Consider the following 22,709-nt stretch of genomic DNA (forward strand, 5'->3'; position numbering starts at 1 on the left):
GATTATGACGATACGAAGAGGCGAATTACGCGTTGTACAGGCTCAAATGCTCTTTGGCATAGGCTTCAAAATCCGTGCAGCCACCGATGTGTTTCTGATCGATAAAAATCTGTGGTACGGTTTCTACTGGCTTACCTACCGTCTTTTCCAGATCTGCTTTTGAAATGCCTTCCGCGTGGATATCGATATAACGGAAACGGAAATCATCGCGCTCAGCACTGAGCTTTTCGGCCAACTCTTTGGCTCGGACACAATAAGGGCAACCAGGACGACCAAAAATCACTGCAAACATTCAGAATCTCCTTTGAGTTACAAGGCGTTTACGCGAAATTAGCATTTTAAATGGAATACTTCCGGTTACTCTAACAGAAATAGATCCCTGTCGCATAAACTTCAATGCCGCCATTCGTCTCTTGCCCGCAGAGTCATTGTACATCGTGATCATTGTACATCATGACAGGCGGTGATTTTGAACGACTGGATATGGTTTGACACTATGCCAGCGGATTGATTTTGAATAAAATTGGTATCGCCTGTTAATTTGATAGGTTTTATCTATTAAATTGAGTTTTGGCATGTATGGACAGCAGTGTATGTCTTTATGTCCAGTCGAAATTTGCCATATTGTGCGCTGTCCCTTGTTATTTTCGGTGACTGCGTTAAATTTTGGCACGATGTAAGTTTTAGTAATTTTGCTCAAAAGGAATGCTTAATGAAGGACTCTTTTATTGCCCTTATGCTGATTGCGCTTCCAGTGGCAGCGTTTGCTTCATTTAGTATGCACCTCCATAACCAAAATCGTGAACCGGTCAGTGAGTTTCAGCTGCAGCCGGACTCGGCGTCTCATGTGACCTTGCGCCGTGGCGAGCCTGTCGTGCGCGCCAGCAGCGATCGTTAAGCGTTAGTGAGGCGAACGTGGTGTGCTAGCTGCAACTACGTTGCTTTGAGTCACCGCGTAGCTTGCCGTTACGCCACGTGAGATTCAATGAATGCAGTGATACGCGCGAGTTACGTGTCTGCGCCACTGCATTCATTGCTTTTATTTCTCTTCGATGATTTCGCTTCGCCGTCCTCTTTTACTGCTCGATGAGAGCGCCGCCACAACTTTTCATTCTGCTTTGCCCGCAGCTTCCTTTCTGAATTTTTGCCCTGCATTATCAGTAAGCTGAATACCCTGACTATACCCAAATGACTTGGCGTTACAGGTAGATGGCATGTGAGTGAATCCCCATGTGCATAGGCAAACGCTGTGCAAACGATATGATTGGGGGAGCAAACGTAGCCAACACCGTTGCAGCTTCAAGTAGCAAGGGGATCAACGTGTGAAAGGGAATCCAACCAACCCCGTTGTGGGATGAAGTGACCTGTTCTGGTGAGCGAGTCCTGTGTACGCCTATCAGAGCACTTAGGTAGTAGAGCACCTAGTTAGCCAAGGAGAGTGTGAAGATGAGCCGGACTATTCCTTCCAGTCTGCCCGGATGCAGCAATGTGCATGCAGGCGTATCCAGTAGCGATCAGCATAAACGCAGTTATATCAGCCCATTGTCTTTTTCCGTGCCGCCCGATGTGGTGTGGCGGGCGCTGCGTCAGTTAGTGGTGAACTGGCCGCGTACTGACGTGATTAAAGATGTGCCAGGTTACCTGAAAGTGTTGAGCCATTCGCGGCTGTTGCGCTTACCAGACGAAGTCGAGTTTTTATTGGATACGCACCATGCTTGTATCTGCATCTGTTCTGTGTCTAAAGTGTTGCCTTACGATTTTGGCAGTAACCGTCGGCGCATTGAGAAATTGCGCGCTGCGTTAACGGCGCAATTAGCACAACATGATGCACCTGCACCGTAATAACTGATGAGCTTTACATGACTCAAAGACCTAAATTTGTCCTCCCTTGGCCGATTGTGATAAGCGAGGTGGTCGGTTTTTTACTGATTATTCTTGGCTACCTCGATATCAAACAAAGTTCTCTGTTACCGGCATGGCTCAGTGGCACGGGCAGTGCCGCGACGATGATCATTGTCGGACTGATTTTGATGTTACCGGCTGGGTTGTTTTTGGTGTCCGGCTGGTTTGGTCAGCTAGACAGCTGGATTAAACCGACGTTTAACCACAGTGCTGGGCATGAGCGTAAGAAAAAGGAGCATGATGATGACACCGACCATTGATCTGATCTGTTCACACCGTTCGATCCGTCAATTTACGGATCGGCCGATCAGCCCAGAGCAACTTCACGCCATTATCGATTCGGCGCGTGCGGCATCATCGTCCAGCTTTTTGCAGCTGGTCAGTATTATTCGGATCACCGATCCCGCCTTGCGTCAGCAGCTAGTGAAATTATCTGGCGAGCAGGCCTATGTGGCACAGGCGGCCGAGTTTCTGGTCTTTTGTGCCGACTTTAACCGTAATCAGCAGATTTACCCGCAAGCGCAGTTGGGATTTGCCGAGCAGCTGTTAACCGGCAGCATTGATGCGGCGCTGATGGGGCAAAATGCCTTACTGGCGGCAGAGTCACTGGGCATGGGCGGCGTATTTATCGGCGGTTTGCGTAATCATATTCAGGCGGTCACCGATCTGTTGCACTTGCCGCAGCATGTATTGCCACTGTTTGGTTTGTGTTTGGGGTATCCAGCGCAAGATCCGCAGCAAAAGCCGCGCTTACCGGCGTCGATTATGCTGCATGAAAACCAGTATCAGCCGCTGGATAGCGCGAAATTGGCGCAGTACGATGCGGAGATGGAGCATTATTACCAATCTCGTGGCAGTAACCTCAAGCAGCAAAATTGGAGCCAGCATATCTGTTCGACCTTAAGTAAAGAGTCGCGTCCTTTCATGCTGGATTATTTACATCGTCAGGGATGGATTACCCGCTAAATGCTCTCCATCGCGATCCTTTCACGGGATGCCTCTTTGTACTCGTGCCAGCGGCTGGTTGCAGCCGCTGAAGCGCGTGGTTTTCACATTGAGGTGATTGACCCGTTGCACTGTTACATCAATCTCAATGCCGATGAGCCTTCAGTGCACTGCCAAGGGCAACCTTTGCCGGTATACGATGCGGTGATCCCGCGTATTGGTGCCTCGATTACTTTCTATGGCACCAGCGTGCTGCGCCAGTTTGAAATGCTGGGCAGCTACGTGCTGAATGACTCCACCTCTATCAGCCGTGCGCGTGACAAATTACGCTCACTGCAGCGCTTGGCGCGCAAAGGTATTGGCCTGCCGATCACTGGGTTTGCCAGCTCGCCAGGGGATACGGACGATCTGATCAAAATGGTTGGCGGTGCGCCATTGGTGGTGAAACTGGTGGAAGGCACGCAAGGCATTGGCGTGGTGCTGGCGGAAACCCGTCAGGCGGCGGAAAGTGTCATCGATGCCTTTCGGGGGTTGAATGCCAATATTCTGGTGCAAGAGTATATTGCCGAAGCGCAAGGCTCGGATATTCGCTGTTTTGTGATTGGCGATCGGGTGGTCGCGGCCATGAAACGGCAAGCCAAGGCGGGTGAGTTTCGCTCCAATTTACATCGTGGTGGCAGTGCTACACCGGTGGAAATCAGTGCCGCGGAGCGCGATATGGCGGTGCGCGCCGCACAGATCATCGGCTTGAATGTGGCTGGGGTCGATATTTTGCGCTCGAAGCGCGGCCCACTGGTGATGGAAGTGAATGCATCGCCGGGGATTGAAGGTATTGAACGCGCTACGGGGCAAGATGTCGCGGGGCAAATACTGGATTATCTGGCCGAGCAGGTGACGCGTCATCGGCAGGACCGGTAGCGATGAGACCGGTTAAGTGGCGCGGTCAGCATCAGTGACCGCGCAGAGCGTCAGCGACAGGGAGTCTTGCGCTAATATTATACCGAACGGAACTGATTAAACTCCGGATGGTAATGAAAACCGCTGTGTTCGAGCTTTTCACACAGCGCGGCTGCATCAATGTCGTAGGCCTGAGCCAGCTCGTACAGATTGTCGAACTCATTACGCAGCTTCATATTAACGATACTCATCAACATGGTGCTGTCCATTTGCGCAAAGCGGGTGAGATCCATCATACCTCCTCGTACCGCGAATAAGCACTGCCGGTACTTCTTCATTATCAACGTATCACATCGTGATGCCTTTTCAGGATGCATCACACAAGCATAGATGTTAATCAGAAAATTTCGAGTACAGATAAGCAAAGGCTCAGTTAAACCGGCGAATGACTTGAGAAAGCGGCATCAGAAAATGACCGAGGAAAACGTGGCGATTGGCCCGTTATTGGCTGGCGGCTGGCCACAATTCACGTCAGGACACGAATTATTGCGTGAGAGCATAGATAAATCACTGCCCATTTCGTAAGCTACACCGATAATTTCACGTGTACTTGTTGTGTAGTGTGGCATGAATAACTTACCTGTTCCCGATTTGACCGTATTGAAAACCTGGCTGCTGCAGTTAGGGATCGAGTTTTTCGAGTGTGAATCTTGTCAGGCTCTGCACCTGCCGCATATGCAGAACATCAACGGGATTTTTGATGCCAAAATTGATTTGCTGGATGAAGACATTATTGTCTTTTCGGCGGCCACCGAAGTGCGTCCAACCGGCTTGTTGCCACTGGTGGCGGGGCTCAGTGACATTAATGCTCAGTTCTCGCTGGTAAATGGTTTTGTGGATGTGCAAGATGACAATCTACCAAAACTCATTGTCACTCACTCACTGACCGCTGGTGCCGGTTTAACCCTGGCGCAGTTCCAGCGTTTTGTGCTGCAAACCCAGCAGCAAATCGAGCTGTTTGTCGAGAACGTCAAACTGAAAGGCTTCCTGTTTTTCCCAGAGGAAGATGAGTTTTCTGAGCAGGATAAAGTCCTGCATTAAGGCCAGATGCGCGGGTGGAGGATTATCTTGACCCGCGCCGTTTCAATGAGTCGGCTGCGCTACGTTTTCCTTCACATTCCTTTCTTTGTGCTAATGGGGATGCCAAATCCTTTGCGGCAATCCGTTTTTTACCCTCCGGTGTAAATACCTGACAACTTACTATAAAACCGCCTTTCCCACCTTGCATTTCACTGTTTTTTAACTCTTACGCCACAGGTGATAGAGCAATAATGGCTATTTGTCTTGCATGCTGTCGTTTTGCCCTCACCTTATGGTCTTAACATCCAGACAACGTTATGCTACTTAGCGTTATTAATCTGTTGGCTAACATGGAGGTTTTGGTAATGAATGCAGTGTTTGCGCGTCAGTTCACCGGGGCTAAATGGGTCGGAGCGATCCTGGCCTCCATGCTGGTTTTGTCTTCTGCGCAGGCGGAAGAGAAAACGCTGCATGTCTACAACTGGTCTGACTATATTGCCCCTGATACGCTGGCGAATTTCCAAAAAGCCAGTGGCGTGAAAGTCGTGTACGACGTGTTTGATTCCAACGAAGTGTTGGAAGGCAAACTGATGGCCGGTAATACCGGTTTTGATATCGTGGTGCCGTCGGCCAGTTTTCTGGAGCGCCAGATTAAAGCCGGCGTGTTTAAACCGCTGGATAAAAGCAAGCTGACCCATTACGCCAATTTGGATCCGGAGTTGCTCAAAATGCTGAGCAAACACGATCCGGATAACCAATACGGGATCCCGTATCTGTGGGCGACCACCGGAATTGGCTATAACGTCGATAAAGTCAAAGCGGTGCTCGGGGAAAATGCGCCGGTCGATAGCTGGGATCTGGTGTTGAAGCCGGAGAATCTGGCTAAGCTGAAAAGCTGCGGAGTGGCTTTCTTAGATGCGCCGAGCGAAGTGTACGCCACCGTGCTCAATTATCTGGGTAAAGATCCTAACAGCACCGATCCAAAAGATTACTCCGGTGCCGCCAATGATCTGTTATTGCAACTGCGCCCGAGCGTGACTTACTTCCACTCATCCCAATATATCAATGATTTGGCTAACGGTGATGTCTGCGTCGCCATTGGTTGGGCCGGGGATGTGAAGCAGGCGGCCAACCGCGCGAAAGAGGCCAACAACGGCGTGAATGTTGGCTACAGCATTCCGAAAGAAGGAGCATTAGCCTTCTTCGATATGCTGGCGATTCCCGCGGATGCGAAAAACACCGATACCGCCTATGCCTTTATGGATTATTTGCTGCAACCGGAAGTGATTGCCGGAGTCAGTGATGCGGTGTACTACGCCAACGGGAATGCGAAAGCGACCGAATTGGTAAAACCAGAGATCCGAAACGATCAGGGCATTTACCCGACCGCTGAAACGCGGGCCAAAATGTTCACCCTGACGGTTAAAGATCCTAAAGTGGACCGGGTGATCACCCGCTCCTGGACACGGGTTAAAAGCGGCCAATAACCCGGATTCCAAACGTTTAGCCGCGCTACAGTTGGCGTATCGACTGGGCTTGCTGGCCCAGTTTCGCTACAGCGGCGCTGGCGGAAATGGCAATTGAACATGCGTATTGCCGGTGTCTTGCAGGCAGCAAAACCTTGCAAGCACCGGATCACCCCTGATGTAACACGGATTGTGTTGATGATGGATCATTAACGGTTTTTGTTGTCTAGGAGACCCCCATCAGTGAAAGAGACGCAAGCTCGTCCTCAAAACAAAGCCCCCAAGCTGAAAACACCGTTGCTGGAAGTGCGTAACCTCACCAAATCCTTCGATGGTTCGTTGGCGGTGGATGATGTCGATCTGACTATCTATAAAGGTGAAATTTTTGCCTTACTGGGCGCCTCAGGCTGTGGCAAGTCCACCTTGCTGCGGATGTTGGCTGGATTTGAGTTGCCGACTAGTGGCCAGATTTTCCTCGACGGACAGGATTTGTCCGCCGTGCCGCCGTATAAACGCCCGATCAACATGATGTTCCAGTCGTATGCACTGTTCCCGCATATGACAGTGGAGCAGAACATTGCCTTTGGTCTTAAGCAGGACAAATTACCGACAGCGGAGATCCGCAATCGGGTGGCGGATATGCTGGAACTGGTACACATGCAAGAGTTTGCCAAGCGTAAGCCACATCAGTTATCCGGCGGCCAGCGCCAGCGGGTGGCATTGGCGCGCAGTCTGGCTAAACGGCCAAAGCTATTGCTACTGGATGAGCCGATGGGGGCGCTGGATAAAAAGCTGCGTGACCAGATGCAACTGGAAGTGGTGGATATTCTCGAGCGCGTGGGCGCAACCTGCGTGATGGTGACCCACGATCAGGAAGAAGCCATGACCATGGCTGGGCGTATCGCCATCATGAACCGCGGAAAATTCGTGCAAATTGGTGAGCCAGAAGAGGTATACGAGTACCCGAACAGCCGCTTTAGTGCTGAGTTTATCGGCAGCATCAATGTGTTCGAAGGCATGTTGCAAGAAGAGCAGGAAGAGCACTATATCGTGCGCAGTCCTGGCTTAGTGCACCCACTGAAAGTTGAGCAAGAGGTCAAGATCACCCCGGATGTGCCGGTGATGGTGGCGCTGCGGCCAGAAAAAATTGCTCTGTGCGATGATGTGCCGGAAGAGGGCTGTAACTTTGCGGTGGGCGAAGTGGTGAACATCGCTTACTTAGGCGATTTGTCGATTTATCACGTGCGACTGCACAGCGGCATGATTTTGACCGCCCAGTTGCAAAACGATTGTCGCTACCGCCGCGGTATGCCGACGTGGGGAGATGAGGTGCGGCTGTACTGGAATCCGGACAGCTGTGTCGTACTGACCGCTTGACGCAAGGAACAAGGAGACAGGGATGAAATTGCTCGATTCTCGTCACCGTCCGGGCGGACGCCACGCGGTGATTGCGGCTCCCTATATCTGGCTGCTGGTCTTTTTTCTGGTGCCATTTCTGATTGTTTTCAAAATCAGTTTTGCTGAGATGCAGGTAGCGATCCCGCCGTATACCGATCTGGTTGAATGGCTGGATGGCAAACTGACCATCTCACTTAATCTGGGTAATTACGCCTATCTGATTGAAGACCCGCTGTATGTTGATGCTTATCTGCATTCGCTGGAAATCGCGGGGATCTCGACATTGCTGTGTCTGCTGCTCGGCTATCCGATGGCGTGGGCGATAGCGAACAGCAGCCCGTCGGTGCGCAATATTTTACTGTTACTGGTGATTTTGCCGTCGTGGACCTCGTTTTTAATTCGGGTATACGCGTGGATTGGTCTGCTGAAAAATAACGGGGTGATTAACAATATCCTGATGTGGGCGGGCATTATCGATCAACCGTTACCGATGCTGCATACCGATTTTGCCGTGTACATCGGCATTGTGTATGCCTATTTGCCGTTCATGATTTTGCCGCTGTATACCGCGCTGCTAAAGCTCGATTACTCGCTGGTGGAGGCATCGCTTGATTTAGGCGCTAAACCGGTGCGCACCTTCTTTTCGGTGATCTTGCCCCTGACCAAAGGCGGCATTATTGCGGGTTCAATGTTGGTGTTCATTCCGGCGGTGGGGGAGTTTGTGATCCCAGAGCTACTTGGCGGTCCGGATAGCATCATGATTGGACGGGTGATGTGGCAGGAGTTTTTCAATAACCGCGATTGGCCGGTGGCCTCGGCGGTGGCGATTATCATGTTGCTGCTGTTGGCGTTACCGATCATGTGGTTCCATAAACACCAGAATCAGGAGGTGCGCTGATGAGCTCGATGCCGGCACAAAAAGGCTATTGGAAAGCCCTGATCCTGTTTATCGGTCTGAGTTTTTTGTATGTACCGATGATTATGCTGGTGGTGTACTCCTTTAACAGCTCACGTCTGGTCACGGTGTGGGCCGGATGGTCAACGATTTGGTATCGCGAGTTGTTTGCCGATCAGGCGATGATGGATGCGGTCTGGCTCAGTTTGACCATCGCTACCGCAGCGGCCAGTGCTGCCGTAGTGTTGGGCACGATGGCCTCCTTTGTGATGACCCGTTTTCGTCGTTTTCGCGGCCAGACCTCGTTTGCGTTTATGCTGACCGCGCCATTGGTGATGCCTGAGGTGATCACCGGTTTGTCGCTGCTGTTGCTGTTTGTGGCGATGGGGCAGTGGCTCGGTTGGCCGCAGCAGCGCGGCGCGATGACTATCTGGTTGGCGCACGTGACTTTCTGTACCTCCTATGTGGCGGTGGTAGTCAGTGCTCGCCTGCGCGAGCTGGATCGCTCGGTGGAGGAGGCGGCGATGGATCTTGGCGCGCCGCCGCTGAAAGTGTTCTTCGTCATCACGGTGCCGCAAATCGCGCCGGCATTGGTGTCTGGCTGGTTATTGGCCTTTACCTTGTCGTTGGATACCTTGGTTATCTCAAGTTTTGTCTCAGGGCCAAGCTCGACCACCTTACCGATGATTGTGTTCTCCAGTGTACGCATGGGGGTATCGCCGAAAATCAACGCCTTGGCGACCTTGATTATTTTGGCCGTGAGTCTCATCGGCTTGCTGTCATGGTGGTTGATGTCCCGCGCTGAAAAGCGACGTCGTTTAGAGATGCTGTTGCCACAAAAATAGTGCGCGTCCTGTGGGGGCGTATTGAGCGGCGCAGGCTAGGGCGCTGACAACAGTGTTGGCGCTAATTGGCAAGGAGGGGTAGAATTCTGCCCCTCTTTTTATTTTTACGCCACCCGATACGATTGCGAGGTTTGCATGCAGTGTGCGCACTTTCAGGCCGGTGAATGCCGCTCCTGTCATTGGCTTGACCGCCCTTATTCCGAGCAACTGCAGCAAAAACAGCATGACTTGCAGGCGTTATTTACCCCGATTGCGGTCGGTCAGTGGTTACCGGCAGTTTCTGGCCCTGAGCAGGCGTTTCGCAACAAAGCTAAAATGGTGGTCAGTGGCGCGGTAGAGCGTCCGCTGCTGGGCATTTGCGATGCCGCCGGCAATGGTGTCGACCTGTGTGATTGTCCGCTCTATCCGGCGGCGTTTCAGGCGCTATTCCCCGCCTTAAAGCAATTTATTGGCCGCGCCGGTTTAACGCCTTATCAGATTGCACGGCGCCGTGGCGAGCTTAAATATCTGCTGTTAACGCAAAGTACCCTCAGTGGCGAATTCATGCTGCGCTTTGTGCTGCGCTCTGACAGCAAATTACCGTTAATTCGCCGTGAACTGGGCTGGCTGCAAGCGCAGTTGCCACAGTTACGGGTGATCTCGGTGAATATCCAGCCGGTGCACATGGCCATTATGGAAGGGGAGCAGGAGATTATCCTGACGGCGGATGAAGCGCTAGAAGAGCAGTTTAATCGGGTGCCGCTGTATATTCGCCCGCGTAGCTTTTTCCAGACCAACCCCGATGTTGCGGCCAAATTGTATGCGACGGCGCGTGATTGGGTGCGTGCGTTACCGGTGCATTCCCTGTGGGATCTGTTTTGTGGCGTCGGCGGGTTTGGCTTGCACTGCGCCACGCCCGACATGGCGTTAACCGGTATTGAGATTTCCCCAGAAGCCATTGCTTGTGCGCAAAAATCGGCAGCGACCTTGGGGCTAAACAAGGTGCAGTTTCAGGCGTTAGATTCGGCGGATTTTGCCCATAGCCGCGATGCGGTGCCGGATCTGGTGCTGGTGAACCCCCCACGGCGTGGGATCGGGGTGGCGCTGTGCGAATACCTGTCGCGGATGGCGCCGGAGTATATTTTGTACTCCAGCTGCAATGCGGTCAGTATGCAGGCCGATGTAGCGCGCTTGACGGCCAATGGCCAGTATCAGCTGTTGCAAATGCAGCTGTTCGATATGTTCCCGCACACCGCGCACTATGAGGTGCTGGGGCTGTTGAAGAAATCTGCCTGTTAAGCATTTTCGCTAATACAATCGCTATGCGCTCGAGGTTTGTACGCGCATGCTGCAATACTTCGCGCTGAACAACAAAAAACCGCCAGTGATTGGCGGTTTTTTTATGGCAAATTTTTCTCTGGTAAAAAGTTGAGCATGGTATGGCATCTTCGCCGCTCTGCGGCGAGCACGGCCAGTACTGCTATTGATTGCGTCACGCGTTATTTTTACGCTGTTTTTGGCGCTTTCTTTTCGCGCCAAGTGACGCCTTCAAGCGTCAACAGCGCGGTTTTGATGGGTAGCCCACCGCTGTAGCCGGTCAGCGAGCGATCTTTGCCGAGGACGCGGTGACACGGGATGATGATGGCCAGTGGATTCGCGCCGATGGCACCACCGACGGCGCGCACGGCTTTCGGATTACCGATGCGCTGGGCGATATCGCCATAGCAGCGGGTGCCCGCATAGGGAATTTGCAGTAATTGCTGCCAAACCTGTTGCTGAAACGGAGTGCCGACAGGGGCGAGCAGTAATTGCTCGGCTGAAGGTTTTTTCCCCGCAAAATACGCATCCAAAAAGTCGCAGGCTTGCTCCAGTGGGCGATTTTTCCCCGCTTGCCACAGCGGATTATGCGGCGGGTTTTCCGATGGCAGATACAAATGGCGCAGACCATGACGGTCGGCAATCAGCAATAACTCTCCCAATGGGGAGGCGTATTTAACGTAATACATCAGGTTGGTGTCCTTGCGCGGGTTCTGACTGTAGCTAAGTTAGCCTGCTTTTTCGGTATGACAAAACCGACCTGTCACAAAAGTGCGGCTGATCCGGCCAGATGGCAGCGACTAAATGGTATTAAATGGCCGCGAGAATGTAGCGGGTGGCCGATAAGCCGAGGATGGCTGGGCTGATAGGATTTCAGTATAGAAAACGGCATCTCGTAGGATGCCGTTATAAATGAAACTCAGTTTATTGGATACGAAATGACATAGCCTAGCGAACGCATGCGATTTAGCAGCGCTGCTCGAATGCCAGCATCCGCTTTTCCATCTGACGCATCAAGATAGTCAGCAAACCATTCACGACCAGATAAATCACCCCAGCCATGCCAAATACCGCTAGCGTATCGTAGGTTTGGGCGTTCAGTTGCTGGGCATAGCCCATGATATCCATGATAGTGATGGTACTGGCCAGTGACGTGCCTTTAAAAATCAACACCACTTCGTTGGAATAAGCAGGCAAAGAGCGTTTCAATGCGTAAGGCACTAAAATGCGCAGCGTTTGCAAGCGGGTCATTCCCAGTGCGCTACAAGATTGCCACTGTCCCGCCGGAATCGCTTTTACTGCCCCGTAGAACAACAAGGTGGAGTAGGCCGCGCTATTGAGCGCTAAGGCCAGCATGGCGCAAAACCAAGGCTCGGACAGCAATGGCCACAGCACGCTGTTACGCAGGCTTTCAAACTGACCCGGGCCGTAGTAAATCAGAAAAATCTGAATCAGCAGCGGGGTGCCGGTGAACAACGTCAGATAGCCTTTAGTCAACCAGCGCAGCGGCCCTTTGCGACCGGCCATGATCACAGTCATCACTACCGCCAGAGTAAAACCAATCAACAGGGCGCACACGGTCAGCGATAAGCTGGTTTGTAGCCCCTGCAACAACGTTGGCAAATAATCCCACATCAGGCGGCACTCCTTTCAAAACGGGTGACATACAAATCCAGCCGGTGCAGCAAAAACTGGCTGATGAGCGTGACCACCAGATACAGCACGGCGGCCAACGCAAACCAGGTAAACGGCTGCCACGTTGAGGTGGCAATGGTTTGAGCCTGACGCATTAACTCATTGACCCCAATCAGGGAAACCAGCGCGGTGTCTTTCAGCAGCACCAGCCATTGGTTACCCAGCCCTGGCAGGGCGTGACGCCAGACTTGCGGCAGGATCACGCGCACAAAAATATCTTTACGCGTCATGCCGAGTGCCAAGCCAGACTCCCACTGCCCCTGTGAAATAGCCTTCAGCGCGCCCCGCAGTGTCTGCGAGGCGTAGGAGGCAAAAATCACGGCCAGTGCCACCGCGCCGCACCAAAACGGACTGAATTCGACAAATTCGCCGCTTAGCAGGAAGAGCACCTGTGTCGAGCCAAAATAAATAAACAATACGACCAGAATTTCCGGCAGACCGCGCAGTACCGTCACCAGCATACTGACAGGCCAACTGACGAAGCGCCATCGCACGGACTCAAGAACGGCAAATAACAGGGCCAGGATCAGCCCTATCACTAAAGAGGTGAGTGCCAGACCGACAGTCATGCCGGTCGCCGCCAGGAGTAGGTGGAGAAATTCTGTTCCGGCCATCGTTAATTATTTAAACCACTTGTTGTAGATGGATTGATAGGTACCGTTGGCATGCAAGGTATCCAGCGCGGTGTTGAGCTTGTTCAGCAGTTCGGTGTTGCCTTTGTTGACGGCAATGCCGAAGCCTTTACCAAAGTAAGCTTGATCGGTCACCGGAGCGCCGACAGGCTGCAGGTTGGCATCTTGCTTCAGCCACTCGGCAATCACCGCGGTGTCACCAAATACGGCATCAATCCGGCCATTTTTCATATCGATCACGGCATTTTGATAGCTACCGTAAGGCACCGATTTCAGATCTTTCATCTGCTCATTGATATAGGTTTGGTGAGTGGAGCCATTTTGTACGCCAACCCGCTTACCTTGCAGGCCAGCGGCATCGGCAAACTTACCTTTCTGGGCGATGAATACCGCGGCGTTGTCATAGTAAGGCTTGGTGAAGTCCACCTGCTTTAAACGCTCTTCGGTGATATCCATAGCGGAAATGGCTGCATCGTAACGACGGAATTTCAGGCTCGGGATCAGGCTGTCAAATGCTTGGTTGCTGAACGTACATTCCGCTTTGATTTCCGCGCACAGCGCTTTAGCCAGATCGACATCAAAACCGACGATTTCGTTTTTCTCGTTGGTGGACTCAAACGGTGGATAGGTTGCTTCCATGGCAAAGCGAATAGTGTCGGCGGCCATTACCGTACTGCTAAAACCTGCGCAAAGGCTGCTAGTCAGCAGAGCTGCGGTCAGTAATTTTTTCATGATGAACTCCTTGTAATACGCAGAGAAAACTCAGTGCGATAAATAACCGGCAAAGGCCGAGGTTTGAGGTTGAGTGAAGCAGGTGGCATTGCCTTGTTCGAGGATATGCCCTTGCTCCATGTAAATCACCTGACTGGCCACTTTCTTGGCCACTTCCACTTCGTGGGTCACGATAACCTGTGTGATCCCCGTTTGTGCCAACTCTTGAATGATGCTGACCACTTGTGCAGTGATCTCTGGATCTAGCGCGGCCGTCGGCTCATCAAACAAGAGCACTTGTGGCTCCATCATCAGGGCGCGGGCAATAGCGACCCGCTGTTGCTGACCGCCCGATAGATGCAGCGGATAACGGCCGGCATACGGCGTCAGACGTAACCGTTCCAGCAACACGTTAGCGCGGCTTTGAGCTTGTTCTTTGCTTAAACCCAATACTCGGCACGGGGCTTCAGTCAGATTTTCCATCACGGTCAGATGTGGCCAGAGGTTGTACTGCTGAAAGACCATGCCGACGTTTTGGCGCAGCTCACGCACGGCTCGACTGTCAGGTTCGCGCGATAAATCAAAGTCCATACCGGCAATGTGCAGAGTGCCACTTTTGGGCACTTCCAACAGATTCAATACCCGCAGCAGCGAACTTTTGCCGGCACCGCTCGGGCCGAGCAGTACCAGTGTCTCGCCAGCGCTGCATTCAAAACTGATATTGTGTAAGGCTTGGTGTTCGCCGTAAAAGCAATTCACCTGATTTAACTGAATACTCATGCGATCCAACTGAATAATGAGTTATTTTTGGTGATAGTAAATAGATTCGCATAATTATGCAATATAGATATGTAAGATAAGAATAAGAAAATGGTCTGATTTTTCTGTCATCTTGTTCTATGTCAGGCTTGGTGCGGCTTTCGTTGATACTTTTTGTCTTGAATTCATGGTGTGATAGGTCAAAGAAACGGCACGACACAGTGCGCTAAGGCAGTATTTGCCTTGAAGGGATAAAAAATCCAGCTTGAATAACTTTTCACTGTAAATGAAAGTGTAAACCGCACTTAAAATACTTTTTTTGTGGCGGTGAATACGGTAAATGCAGAGGATTATTCTGTGCCGAGCAGTGAAGCATGCTAACGATCGGGGCGTGAGTTCAGTGAGTCAGCCGTGTAGGTGATTAGCGGCGTGCACCAGAGGACGGGGCTGGCATTTTTAGCGGACACTTTTTCTTATGGTGATGCAATGCAAAGAGATGTGCAGAGCGGGATGGCTGAGCTAACTGTTTAGCGGTGGAGCTAATTTGCGCCACGCTGAACTGAAAAGAGGAAAAGAGGAAAAGAGGAAAAGAGGAAAAGAGGAAAAGAGGAAAAGAGGAAAAGAGGAAAAGAGGAAAAGAGGAAAAGAGGAAAAGAGGAAAAGAGGAAAGCGCATTACGCCAAAATAAAATGCGGGTATCAGGCGGTGTCGATAGATACCCGCAGAGTCGAAGAACGTTACCTATGACGTTCGCGCAAGCGGCGGATGACATCACGCAACTGCAGATCTTGGTCTTGCAGAAGCACCATCAGGTGATACAACAAATCCGCAGATTCATTGATCAGCTCATCTTTATCACCGGCCACCGCGGCCAGTGCGGTTTCCACTCCTTCTTCGCCTACTTTCTGCGCAATGCGCTTGGTGCCTTTGGCATACAGGCGTGCGGTGTACGACGTTTGTGGGTCAACGGTTTTGCGTGCCATTAAAATCGATTCTAACTTGCCGAGGAAAATCAAATCTGGCTCCACGGCAGTTTCTTCAAAGCAGCTGTCAGTCCCCAGATGGCACGTAGCACCGTGCGGTTCGGCTAAGATCAGTAAGGTGTCGTTATCGCAGTCCAGCCCCATGCGGGTGGCCCACAGAATATGGCCGGAAGTTTCACCTTTGGTCCACAGGCGCTGTTTGGTACGTGAAAAAAAGGTGACTTGACGGGTTTGCAGGGTTTTTCCCAGTGCCTCCGGAGTCATGTAACCAAGCATCAGCACTTCGCCGTTTTGGGCGTGCTGTACGATAGCCGGCAGCAGTCCACCGACCTTGTCCCAGTTGATCATTGCGCGTTGCTGTTCAGTTAACACAGTCTGATCTCCACACCTTGTTTGAAGAGGAATTCCTTGAGCTCACCGATATTGATGATTTGCTTATGGAATACGGATGCGGCCAGCGCACCGTCTACATCCGCATCGCGGAATGCCTCAAGAAAATGTTCCGGTCGTCCGGCGCCGCCCGAGGCAATCAGAGGAACCTGACATACCTCGCGTACCCGCTGTAATTGACGGATATCGTAGCCGCGGCGAACTCCATCTTGGTTCATCATGTTCAGCACAATTTCACCGGCGCCGCGTCGTTGCACTTCTTGCACCCAGTCGAGTGTAGACCACGCAGTGGCACGAGTGCGGCTTTCATCACCGGTAAACTGATAGACCTGATAGCTATCGAGGGCTTCGTCGTACCAAGTATCAATTCCGACTACTACACACTGTTGGCCAAAGCGTTCCGCCAGATCGTTGATCAGGGCCGGATTGGCCAGAGCCGGTGAGTTAACAGAAATCTTATCTGCCCCGTAAGCCAGAATCTGTGCGGCATCTTCCGCTGTACGGATCCCACCGGCGACACAAAACGGAATATCAATCACTTCGGCGACTTTTGCGACCCAGCTCTTATCGACGGTACGACCATCAGAAGAGGCGGTGATGTCATAAAACACCAGTTCATCAGCGCCTTCTTGTGCGTAGCGACGCGCCAGCGGCACGATGTCACCGATGATTTCGTGGTTGCGAAATTGCACGCCTTTGACGACTTGGCCGTTGCGTACATCCAGACAGGGGATTATCCGTTTTGCCAGCATGCAATGGCCTCCTCGGTGTTGAATTTACCTTCTAGCAGCGCGCGACCGACAATCACGCCGCGTACGCCACTGCCGCGAAGAGCACGAATGTCATCCAGTGAGCCGATGCCGCCGGAAGATTGAAACGCGATCTGAGGGAAACGGGCGGCCAGTTCACGATACAGACGCACGTTGGAGCCAGCCAGCGTGCCATCGCGAGAGATATCGGTGCACAACACGTGCTTGAGGCCCACGGTTTGGTACTCTTCCAGCAGGGTTTCGATGGCAAGGCCAGAGTCTTGTTGCCAGCCGCTGATAGCGACGCGTTTGACTTCATCGCTGCCGATACGAACGTCTAATGCCAGCACCAAGCGCTCGGCGCCGAAGCGGGCAAACCAGCGTTTAACTTCTGCAATATCACGCACCGCGGTTGAGCCAACGACTACGCGCGCGGCGCCCGCTTCGAGTAGATCGGCCACATCCTGCTCAGTGCGCACGCCGCCGCCAATTTGGATATGCGCGGGCGTCGCTTTAATCAGGTGCGTGATCAGGGCTAACTGACGACGCTGAGTGTCTTTGGCGCCGGTCAGATCCACTAAGTGCAGCCATTGGGCGCCTTGTTGCTGATATTCCTGCAGTCGCAGGGCGGGATCGGCTTGATAGTCGGTCTGGCGGGCGTAGTCACCCTGTAGCAGACGTACGACTTTGCCGTCGATCAGATCCAGTGCGGGAATAATCATCCTTGTTACATCTCCAGAAAGTTTTTCAGCAACTGGGCACCGGCGCGGCCGGAGCGCTCGGGGTGAAACTGCACGCCGTAAAAGTTGTCTTTTTGTACCGCCGCAGAGAATGGCTCACCGTAGTTGCATTGGGCGATGGTCGCGGTGCTGACGGGCATCGCGAAGCTGTGCACGAAGTAGAAATACTCACCGTCGGCGATGTTATTGAACAGGCGATGGCCGGCTTTCGGGTAGACCCGATTCCAGCCCATGTGTGGCAGCGGCAAGCCAAAGTCGGTCATGCGCAGCACGCTTTCCGGAATGACGCCCAAGGTGTCAGTACTGCCTTCCTCGCAGTACTCCGCCATGATTTGCATGCCTAAACAGATCCCCAACACCGGCTGCGTGCAGGCTTTGATCAGCGCTGGAAGCTGGCGCTGGGTTAAGTTCTGCATGGCATTGTTGGCGGTACCGACCCCAGGCAGCAGCAGTTTATCGGCGGTGAGGATCACGTCGGGCTCTTTGCTGATTTGCGGCTCATAGCCTAGGCGCTGAATGGCAAAGTAGACCGAAGCCAAATTCGCGCAGCCGGTATCCACAATCACGACCCGGGTATGTGGCGTTTGTTGCGGCATTTACAGCACTCCTTTTGAGCTAGGCAGGGCATCACCCTCCACACGGATCGCTTGTCGCAGTGTGCGGCCAAAGGCTTTGAACAGACTCTCCACCATGTGATGGCTATTGTGGCCTTTGGTTTTCAGGTGCAAGGTGCAGGCTAGCGCATCACTCAGTGAGCGGAAAAAATGCTCGACCATTTCGGTGCTTAGGTCGCCTACCTGTGCGCGGTCAAACTTGGCTTTGAATTTCAGGTACGGACGACCGGAAAGATCCAGCGCGCAGCGCGCCAAGCACTCATCCATCGGCAAGACAAAACCGAAGCGCCCGATGCCCCGTTTGTTGCCAAGTGCTTCTTTCAGCGCCTGTCCGAGCGCCAGCGCAGTGTCTTCCACCGTGTGATGATCATCGATATGCAGATCGCCCTCGACACTGACACTCATCCGAAAACCGCCGTGGGTGGCAATCTGATCCAGCATGTGGTCAAAAAAGCCCAGCCCCGTCTGAATGTGATTCTCGCCAGTTTCATCCAGCCACAGCTCGACCTTGATATCGGTTTCGCGGGTGGTACGGGTGACGCACGCGTGGCGAGGAGGCAGGGTCAGGCGGCGCACAATCTCTGGCCAACCGGTGACGCCGTTTTGATAACGGATCCCAGTGATGCCCATGTTGGTGGCCAGTTGTAGGTCGGTTTCCCGATCGCCAATCACATAGGAGAGCTCGGGGTTGATGTAATCCGCTTCCAGATAATGTTTAACTAGCCCCAGTTTGGGTTTGCGGCAACTGCAGTTGTCGTGCTCAAAGTGTGGGCAGACCAGGATGTCGTCGAATTCCACCCCTTGTGAGCTGAAAATATCCAGCATCATTTGTTGCGGGAGATCGAAGTCCGGTTGCGGGAAGCTGTTGGTGCCAAGGCCATCTTGGTTGGTGATCATCACCAGTTTGTAACCTTCACGGCGTAACTTGAGCAGGGCGGGGATCACCGCCGGCTCCAGACGCAGTTTATCCAACCGGTCGACTTGAAAATCTTGTGGCGGCTCGGCGATCAGGGTGCCGTCGCGATCAATAAACAGATAATTCTCGGTGCGACTTTCAGTCGATTGTGCTGCGGGTACGGAACGGCGTACCGATGGACGGAATTTTTTCTTTTTCACTGCATGGCTCCTTGCTGATACAGCGCGTCGATAGCGTTCAGGGTACGGCGGCATTCAGCCTCGGTTCCTATGCTGATGCGCAGACAGTTTTGCATGCCCGGTTGCTTGCCCTGATTACGTAAGATAATGCCCTGATCCCAGAGGCTTTTGAATACTTTTTCACCGTCAACGAAGCGAACGGTTAGCCAGTTACCTTCGCCAGTGTAAACTTCGCGGCACAGTGGGTTGCGGCGCAGCCCTTCGGCAAGCAAGGCGCGGTGGCGTAAGGTGTCGGCCACTTGGGTGCGCATACGGTCTAATCCCGCGTCGCTCAAGGCTTGGGCGGCGATATCTGCCACCGGTTGTGGCACCGGATAGGGGGCAATCACCTTTTGCAGCAAACCAATCACCGGCGGATTGGCCAGCGCGAACCCGCAGCGTAAACCGGCTAAGGCGAAGGCTTTAGACAAGGTGCGCAGGATCACCAGATGCGGATATTGTGCTAGCAGCGGTACGCAGGTCGCCTGCGGACAAAACTCGATATAGGCTTCATCCACCACCACAATGGCGCGACCGGCGGCATCGTCCAACAACTGCACAATATCTTCGCGGCGTAGCAGATTGCCGGTGGGGTTGTTCGGGCTGCAGACAAAAATGACTTTGACGTTATCCATCTGAGCGCGGATCGCCGGCAAGTCCAGTTGCCAGTCAGCTGTGGCGGGCACAATCCGGCGCGCGACACCTAACGTTTCGGCGCTGACGGTGTACATGCCATAGGTGGGCGGGCAGAACATCACCGCATCTTGCCCCGGCTCACAAAACGCGCGGATCACCAGTTCAATGGCTTCATCCGCGCCGCGACTGACCAGTACTTGCTCTGAAGTAACACCGGCATACGCCGCATAACGGCGGAGCACTTGCTCTGGCTGGCACTCTGGATAGCGGTTCAGTTTAGCTTCGGTTAGCTGATAATCCGGTGAGGTTGGGTATTCGTTGGCGTTGAGCCACACATCACCTTGACCGCCAATGCGTCGCGCCGACAGATAGGGCGTCAGTTCACGCACATTGCGCCGCGCTAGTGTCTCGATTGCGCGGGTATCGCAGGTAGCCGCGCTATCCGGTGCTGTTACGGAAGATTCCAGTGATGAGGTGCTCATTTCCCTTCTCCTTGGGCATCGGCGGTTTGCACGGCTTCATTCGGGTTGTTATCACGGCGGCCAGCGTTTAGTGTGGCGACGCGCAGTGTCACGGCAAGACGGTGTGCATCGAGTTTTTCGGCTGCCGCCATCCGCTCGACAGTAGGGGCCAGAGCCAGAAGGCCGTCGGCGGTCAGCTCTTGCACCGTCATCCGCTTCATGAAATCGGCCAGCCCTAAGCTGGAATAGGTGCGGGTGTAGCCGTAAGTCGGTAGCACGTGATTGGTGCCTGAGGCGTAGTCGCCGGCAGATTCTGGCGTCCACGCACCGAGGAAAATCGAGCCGGCATTGTGCAGCGCGCTCAGCAGTTGGCGCGGAGAATCGGTCTGGATGATCAAGTGCTCGGGGCCGTATTGATTGCTGATCGCCACAGCTTGCGCCAGATCCGCGGTCAGAATAATCCGACTGGCAGCCAGCGCTTGTCCGGCGATGGTGGCGCGCGGCAGTAGGGCTAGCTGGCGATCAACTTCAGCGGTTACTGCATCGGCCAGTGTCTGGCTTGGGGTCAGTAGAATCACCTGCGAGTCGGGGCCGTGCTCGGCTTGTGACAGTAAATCGCTGGCGATAAAAGTAGGATTCGCGTTGGCGTCAGCAATCACCAGCACTTCGGAAGGGCCGGCTGGCATATCCATCGCCGCGCCGCGGTGATCTTGGCTGACCTGCCGTTTGGCTTCGGTGACATAAGCATTGCCGGGGCCAAAAATTTTGTCTGCTTTCGGCACTGATTCGGTGCCATAGGCCATAGCGGCAATCGCCTGCGCGCCGCCGACATTGAAGATTTGGCTGATGCCACACAGGCGTGCGACATACAAAATCTCATCGGCAATCGGCGGAGGGGAGCATAAGATCACTTGCGGACAACCGGCAATGCGCGCCGGAATGCCGAGCATCAAGGTGGTCGACAGCAGCGGCGCTGAGCCGCCAGGGATATACAATCCGACCGATTGCACCGGACGGGTGATCACTTCGCAGGTCACCCCCGGCTGGGTTTCCACCCGCACCACCGATGGACGCTGCGCTTCGTGAAACGCCGCGATGTTGCGATAGGCGTTTTGCAGTGCGGTTTTCATCTCGTCGCTTAAGCGTGCTTCGGCAGCATCCACTTCCGCGGCGCTGACGGCAAGCGTTGCAGGGCGCACGCGGTCAAAACGTTCAGTTAAGGCCAGCAGGGCGCTATCACCGCCTTGTTGAACTTGCTGCACGATGTCGCGCACACTGGCGCTGATGTCTTGCGCGGCACTGATGGCTGGACGCATTAAGGCCTGTTGCTGCTCTGCGGGGCTCAGGCGATCCCAATTCAACATTTCCATCGCCGTTACTCCATCATCTTTTCAATTGGCAGCACCAAAATGGAGCTGGCACCTAAGGCTTTGAGCTGCTCCATGGTTTCCCAGAACAGGGTTTCGCTGCTGACCATGTGCATGGCGATGCGGTTTTTCTCATTGGCCAGCGGTAACACGGTTGGGTGCTCGGCACCCGGCAGCAGCGCGATGATCTCTTCCAAGCGATCGGTGGGGGCGTGCAGCATGATGTATTTAGACTCGCGCGCCTGAATCACCCCTTGCATCCGCGTCAGCAGGCGATCGACTAATTGCTGTTTTTCGGCAGATAGCGTACCGGCGCGCTGAATTAAGGTGGCCTTGGAGCGGTAGATGACCTCTGCTTCACGCAGGCCATTGGCTTCGAGAGTGGCTCCGGTCGACACCAGATCGCAGATGGCATCGGCCAAACCGGCGCGCGGCGCAACTTCTACCGAACCGTTAAGCAGGCAGCTTTTAAAGGCGATGCCGCGCTCATCCATGTAACGCTTGAGCAAATTGGGGTAAGAGGTGGCAATGCGGGCATTGAGTAGGCTGGCTGGGCCGTCATAACGGGTATCAATCGGCACCGCCAAAGAGAGGCGGCAACCACCGAAATCTAAACGGCGCAAGGTGCTGTATTGCGGGTTTTCCCCACGGGCTTGGCGGCTCAGCACTTCTTCTTCCAGCACGTTTTCGCCGATGATGCCCAGATCTACCACGCCATCCATCACCAGCCCCGGAATATCGTCATCGCGCACGCGCAGCAGATCAATTGGCATGTTTTCGGCAAAGGCAATCAGGCGTTGTTGTTGCAGGTTGATTTTGACCCCACAGCGGGCCAGCAGCTCGCGCGAGTCATCACTCAGGCGACCGGATTTTTGGATAGCGATACGCAGTCGGTTGGCGTTCAGCATGGCAATGTCCTTTTAGTCTGATTTTGTCCCAGCGCCGATAAGCGGGGCTGGATAAATTGCGGGGCTACTCCGATGTAGCTGGCGGCGGAGTAGGCCGTTAAATCGTTACGTCATCCGTTGACGTTTTGCCTGTGGCCAGTTTGCACTGGCGTATACAGTAAAAAGCCCCCGGAAAAGTGATCTTCCGGGGGCTGGATTGTGTACCT

27 protein-coding genes and 1 other annotated feature (1 of these 28 cut by a window edge) are annotated in these 22,709 nt (G+C 53.4%); of the genes, 12 read left to right on the forward strand and 15 right to left on the reverse strand.

The window, feature by feature from the left end; genetic code table 11:
- Positions 1–25: 25 nt before the first annotated feature.
- On the reverse strand, positions 26–292 hold the full coding sequence (locus tag LQ901_RS03165; RefSeq protein WP_010864201.1) for a GrxA family glutaredoxin: 267 nt from the start codon (positions 290–292) through the stop codon (positions 26–28).
- A gap of 420 nt (positions 293–712) precedes the next feature.
- Between LQ901_RS03165 and LQ901_RS03170 the strand changes: the two genes are divergently transcribed.
- The 5 genes from LQ901_RS03170 (at position 713) to rimK (ending at position 3,765) form a co-directional block, all read left to right on the forward strand.
- On the forward strand, positions 713–898 hold the full coding sequence (locus LQ901_RS03170) for a hypothetical protein (RefSeq protein WP_039045554.1): 186 nt from the start codon (positions 713–715) through the stop codon (positions 896–898).
- A gap of 548 nt (positions 899–1,446) precedes the next feature.
- Entirely contained in the window at positions 1,447–1,842 is a 396-nt protein-coding gene (locus tag LQ901_RS03175; RefSeq protein ID WP_010864199.1) for a DUF1499 domain-containing protein, read from the forward strand.
- 17 nt (positions 1,843–1,859) lie between these two features.
- Positions 1,860–2,162, forward strand: a complete 303-nt coding sequence (locus LQ901_RS03180) for a DUF1418 family protein (protein ID WP_010864198.1) — start codon at positions 1,860–1,862, stop codon at positions 2,160–2,162.
- Positions 2,146–2,868, forward strand: coding sequence for an oxygen-insensitive NADPH nitroreductase (nfsA, locus tag LQ901_RS03185; RefSeq protein WP_084976902.1), 723 nt, complete (start codon positions 2,146–2,148; stop codon positions 2,866–2,868). Before LQ901_RS03180 ends, nfsA begins: the two co-directional genes overlap by 17 nt.
- Positions 2,869–3,765 carry a 30S ribosomal protein S6--L-glutamate ligase gene (rimK, locus tag LQ901_RS03190; RefSeq protein ID WP_010864196.1) on the forward strand — a complete coding sequence of 299 codons (897 nt, stop codon included), beginning with the start codon at positions 2,869–2,871 and terminating at the stop codon, positions 3,763–3,765.
- A 77-nt stretch (positions 3,766–3,842) separates the two neighbouring features.
- Here the strand turns inward: rimK and LQ901_RS03195 are convergent, their stop codons facing one another.
- Complete coding sequence (locus LQ901_RS03195) at positions 3,843–4,037, reverse strand: DUF4250 domain-containing protein (protein ID WP_010864195.1); 195 nt, start codon at positions 4,035–4,037, stop codon at positions 3,843–3,845.
- A gap of 334 nt (positions 4,038–4,371) precedes the next feature.
- Here LQ901_RS03195 and LQ901_RS03200 point away from each other — a divergent pair, with 334 nt between their 5' ends.
- The 6 genes from LQ901_RS03200 (at position 4,372) to rlmC (ending at position 10,706) form a co-directional block, all read left to right on the forward strand.
- Positions 4,372–4,845, forward strand: coding sequence for a YbjN domain-containing protein (locus tag LQ901_RS03200; protein ID WP_039045557.1), 474 nt, complete (start codon positions 4,372–4,374; stop codon positions 4,843–4,845).
- A gap of 344 nt (positions 4,846–5,189) precedes the next feature.
- Positions 5,190–6,311, forward strand: a complete 1,122-nt coding sequence (gene potF / locus LQ901_RS03205) for a spermidine/putrescine ABC transporter substrate-binding protein PotF (protein ID WP_064978041.1) — start codon at positions 5,190–5,192, stop codon at positions 6,309–6,311.
- 222 nt (positions 6,312–6,533) lie between these two features.
- On the forward strand, positions 6,534–7,667 hold the full coding sequence (gene potG, locus LQ901_RS03210) for a putrescine ABC transporter ATP-binding subunit PotG (RefSeq protein WP_233671966.1): 1,134 nt from the start codon (positions 6,534–6,536) through the stop codon (positions 7,665–7,667).
- Positions 7,668–7,689: 22 nt separating this feature from the next.
- A complete protein-coding gene (gene potH, locus LQ901_RS03215) occupies positions 7,690–8,586 on the forward strand; it encodes a putrescine ABC transporter permease PotH (RefSeq protein WP_010864191.1) in 897 nt (298 codons plus the stop codon).
- On the forward strand, positions 8,586–9,428 hold the full coding sequence (locus LQ901_RS03220; RefSeq protein ID WP_010864190.1) for an ABC transporter permease subunit: 843 nt from the start codon (positions 8,586–8,588) through the stop codon (positions 9,426–9,428). Before potH ends, LQ901_RS03220 begins: the two co-directional genes overlap by 1 nt.
- 135 nt (positions 9,429–9,563) lie before the next feature.
- Positions 9,564–10,706: a 23S rRNA (uracil(747)-C(5))-methyltransferase RlmC gene (gene rlmC / locus LQ901_RS03225; protein WP_064978040.1), complete on the forward strand. Its 1,143-nt coding sequence runs from the start codon at positions 9,564–9,566 to the stop codon at positions 10,704–10,706.
- Positions 10,707–10,912: 206 nt separating this feature from the next.
- Here the strand turns inward: rlmC and LQ901_RS03230 are convergent, their stop codons facing one another.
- The 5 genes from LQ901_RS03230 to artP form a co-directional block, all read right to left on the reverse strand.
- Positions 10,913–11,413: a methylated-DNA--[protein]-cysteine S-methyltransferase gene (locus LQ901_RS03230; protein ID WP_064978039.1), complete on the reverse strand. Its 501-nt coding sequence runs from the start codon at positions 11,411–11,413 to the stop codon at positions 10,913–10,915.
- Positions 11,414–11,690: 277 nt separating this feature from the next.
- Positions 11,691–12,359: an arginine ABC transporter permease ArtM gene (gene artM / locus LQ901_RS03235; protein ID WP_010864187.1), complete on the reverse strand. Its 669-nt coding sequence runs from the start codon at positions 12,357–12,359 to the stop codon at positions 11,691–11,693.
- Entirely contained in the window at positions 12,359–13,033 is a 675-nt protein-coding gene (gene artQ / locus LQ901_RS03240) for an arginine ABC transporter permease ArtQ (RefSeq protein WP_064978038.1), read from the reverse strand. Before artQ ends, artM begins: the two co-directional genes overlap by 1 nt.
- 6 nt (positions 13,034–13,039) lie before the next feature.
- On the reverse strand, positions 13,040–13,783 hold the full coding sequence (locus LQ901_RS03245; protein ID WP_010864185.1) for an arginine ABC transporter substrate-binding protein: 744 nt from the start codon (positions 13,781–13,783) through the stop codon (positions 13,040–13,042).
- A 30-nt stretch (positions 13,784–13,813) separates the two neighbouring features.
- Positions 13,814–14,542 (reverse strand): arginine ABC transporter ATP-binding protein ArtP, encoded by a 729-nt coding sequence (artP, locus tag LQ901_RS03250; RefSeq protein WP_010864184.1) that lies wholly within the window; start codon positions 14,540–14,542, stop codon positions 13,814–13,816.
- Positions 14,543–15,065: 523 nt separating this feature from the next.
- On the opposite strand from artP, the gene LQ901_RS03255 reads away from it, so the two are divergent.
- The gene (locus tag LQ901_RS03255) at positions 15,066–15,209 is read left to right on the forward strand and encodes a hypothetical protein (protein WP_233671967.1); all 144 of its coding nucleotides are present in this window, start codon (positions 15,066–15,068) and stop codon (positions 15,207–15,209) included.
- 49 nt (positions 15,210–15,258) lie between these two features.
- Here the strand turns inward: LQ901_RS03255 and hisIE are convergent, their stop codons facing one another.
- The 8 genes from hisIE to hisG all read right to left on the reverse strand — a co-directional run bounded on the left by hisIE (position 15,259) and on the right by hisG (position 22,503).
- Entirely contained in the window at positions 15,259–15,876 is a 618-nt protein-coding gene (gene hisIE, locus LQ901_RS03260; RefSeq protein WP_064978037.1) for a bifunctional phosphoribosyl-AMP cyclohydrolase/phosphoribosyl-ATP diphosphatase HisIE, read from the reverse strand.
- Positions 15,870–16,646 (reverse strand): imidazole glycerol phosphate synthase subunit HisF, encoded by a 777-nt coding sequence (gene hisF, locus LQ901_RS03265; protein WP_010864182.1) that lies wholly within the window; start codon positions 16,644–16,646, stop codon positions 15,870–15,872. Before hisF ends, hisIE begins: the two co-directional genes overlap by 7 nt.
- On the reverse strand, positions 16,628–17,365 hold the full coding sequence (hisA, locus tag LQ901_RS03270; RefSeq protein ID WP_112865970.1) for a 1-(5-phosphoribosyl)-5-[(5-phosphoribosylamino)methylideneamino]imidazole-4-carboxamide isomerase: 738 nt from the start codon (positions 17,363–17,365) through the stop codon (positions 16,628–16,630). The genes hisF and hisA overlap by 19 nt, the downstream gene beginning before the upstream one ends.
- 5 nt (positions 17,366–17,370) lie before the next feature.
- On the reverse strand, positions 17,371–17,979 hold the full coding sequence (gene hisH / locus LQ901_RS03275; RefSeq protein WP_010864180.1) for an imidazole glycerol phosphate synthase subunit HisH: 609 nt from the start codon (positions 17,977–17,979) through the stop codon (positions 17,371–17,373).
- The gene (gene hisB, locus LQ901_RS03280; RefSeq protein ID WP_233672383.1) at positions 17,980–19,032 is read right to left on the reverse strand and encodes a bifunctional histidinol-phosphatase/imidazoleglycerol-phosphate dehydratase HisB; all 1,053 of its coding nucleotides are present in this window, start codon (positions 19,030–19,032) and stop codon (positions 17,980–17,982) included.
- A 77-nt stretch (positions 19,033–19,109) separates the two neighbouring features.
- Positions 19,110–20,249 carry a histidinol-phosphate transaminase gene (gene hisC, locus LQ901_RS03285; protein ID WP_152136386.1) on the reverse strand — a complete coding sequence of 380 codons (1,140 nt, stop codon included), beginning with the start codon at positions 20,247–20,249 and terminating at the stop codon, positions 19,110–19,112.
- Positions 20,246–21,598, reverse strand: coding sequence for a histidinol dehydrogenase (hisD, locus tag LQ901_RS03290; protein ID WP_152136385.1), 1,353 nt, complete (start codon positions 21,596–21,598; stop codon positions 20,246–20,248). Before hisD ends, hisC begins: the two co-directional genes overlap by 4 nt.
- Before the next feature lie 5 nt (positions 21,599–21,603).
- Positions 21,604–22,503, reverse strand: a complete 900-nt coding sequence (gene hisG, locus LQ901_RS03295; RefSeq protein WP_233671968.1) for an ATP phosphoribosyltransferase — start codon at positions 22,501–22,503, stop codon at positions 21,604–21,606.
- Between the two features lie 160 nt (positions 22,504–22,663).
- Positions 22,664–22,709 (reverse strand) — a sequence feature (His leader region); it runs 85 nt beyond the window's last position.

Origin of the sequence: Plesiomonas sp. PI-19 (assembly GCF_021368255.1) — a bacterium.
In the GTDB taxonomy this organism is placed as follows: Bacteria; Pseudomonadota; Gammaproteobacteria; order Enterobacterales; family CAMTGL01; genus Plesiomonas; species Plesiomonas shigelloides.

Excerpts from the sequence above, each read along its gene's own strand:
- hisF (WP_010864182.1), bottom strand. The coding sequence starts at position 16,646 with ATGCTGGCAAAACGGATAATCCCCTGTCTGGATGTACGCAACGGCCAA.
- potF (WP_064978041.1), top strand. The coding sequence starts at position 5,190 with ATGAATGCAGTGTTTGCGCGTCAGTTCACCGGGGCTAAATGGGTCGGA.
- LQ901_RS03170 (WP_039045554.1), top strand. The coding sequence starts at position 713 with ATGAAGGACTCTTTTATTGCCCTTATGCTGATTGCGCTTCCAGTGGCA.
- artM (WP_010864187.1), bottom strand. The coding sequence starts at position 12,359 with ATGTGGGATTATTTGCCAACGTTGTTGCAGGGGCTACAAACCAGCTTA.
- LQ901_RS03175 (WP_010864199.1), top strand. The coding sequence starts at position 1,447 with ATGAGCCGGACTATTCCTTCCAGTCTGCCCGGATGCAGCAATGTGCAT.
- artP (WP_010864184.1), bottom strand. The coding sequence starts at position 14,542 with ATGAGTATTCAGTTAAATCAGGTGAATTGCTTTTACGGCGAACACCAA.
- LQ901_RS03180 (WP_010864198.1), top strand. The coding sequence starts at position 1,860 with ATGACTCAAAGACCTAAATTTGTCCTCCCTTGGCCGATTGTGATAAGC.
- hisA (WP_112865970.1), bottom strand. The coding sequence starts at position 17,365 with ATGATTATTCCCGCACTGGATCTGATCGACGGCAAAGTCGTACGTCTG.
- potH (WP_010864191.1), top strand. The coding sequence starts at position 7,690 with ATGAAATTGCTCGATTCTCGTCACCGTCCGGGCGGACGCCACGCGGTG.
- hisD (WP_152136385.1), bottom strand. The coding sequence starts at position 21,598 with ATGGAAATGTTGAATTGGGATCGCCTGAGCCCCGCAGAGCAGCAACAG.
- artQ (WP_064978038.1), bottom strand. The coding sequence starts at position 13,033 with ATGGCCGGAACAGAATTTCTCCACCTACTCCTGGCGGCGACCGGCATG.
- LQ901_RS03195 (WP_010864195.1), bottom strand. The coding sequence starts at position 4,037 with ATGGATCTCACCCGCTTTGCGCAAATGGACAGCACCATGTTGATGAGT.
- rlmC (WP_064978040.1), top strand. The coding sequence starts at position 9,564 with ATGCAGTGTGCGCACTTTCAGGCCGGTGAATGCCGCTCCTGTCATTGG.
- LQ901_RS03245 (WP_010864185.1), bottom strand. The coding sequence starts at position 13,783 with ATGAAAAAATTACTGACCGCAGCTCTGCTGACTAGCAGCCTTTGCGCA.
- LQ901_RS03200 (WP_039045557.1), top strand. The coding sequence starts at position 4,372 with ATGAATAACTTACCTGTTCCCGATTTGACCGTATTGAAAACCTGGCTG.
- hisG (WP_233671968.1), bottom strand. The coding sequence starts at position 22,503 with ATGCTGAACGCCAACCGACTGCGTATCGCTATCCAAAAATCCGGTCGC.
- LQ901_RS03220 (WP_010864190.1), top strand. The coding sequence starts at position 8,586 with ATGAGCTCGATGCCGGCACAAAAAGGCTATTGGAAAGCCCTGATCCTG.
- LQ901_RS03165 (WP_010864201.1), bottom strand. The coding sequence starts at position 292 with ATGTTTGCAGTGATTTTTGGTCGTCCTGGTTGCCCTTATTGTGTCCGA.
- hisC (WP_152136386.1), bottom strand. The coding sequence starts at position 20,249 with ATGAGCACCTCATCACTGGAATCTTCCGTAACAGCACCGGATAGCGCG.
- rimK (WP_010864196.1), top strand. The coding sequence starts at position 2,869 with ATGCTCTCCATCGCGATCCTTTCACGGGATGCCTCTTTGTACTCGTGC.
- nfsA (WP_084976902.1), top strand. The coding sequence starts at position 2,146 with ATGACACCGACCATTGATCTGATCTGTTCACACCGTTCGATCCGTCAA.
- LQ901_RS03230 (WP_064978039.1), bottom strand. The coding sequence starts at position 11,413 with ATGTATTACGTTAAATACGCCTCCCCATTGGGAGAGTTATTGCTGATT.
- hisH (WP_010864180.1), bottom strand. The coding sequence starts at position 17,979 with ATGCCGCAACAAACGCCACATACCCGGGTCGTGATTGTGGATACCGGC.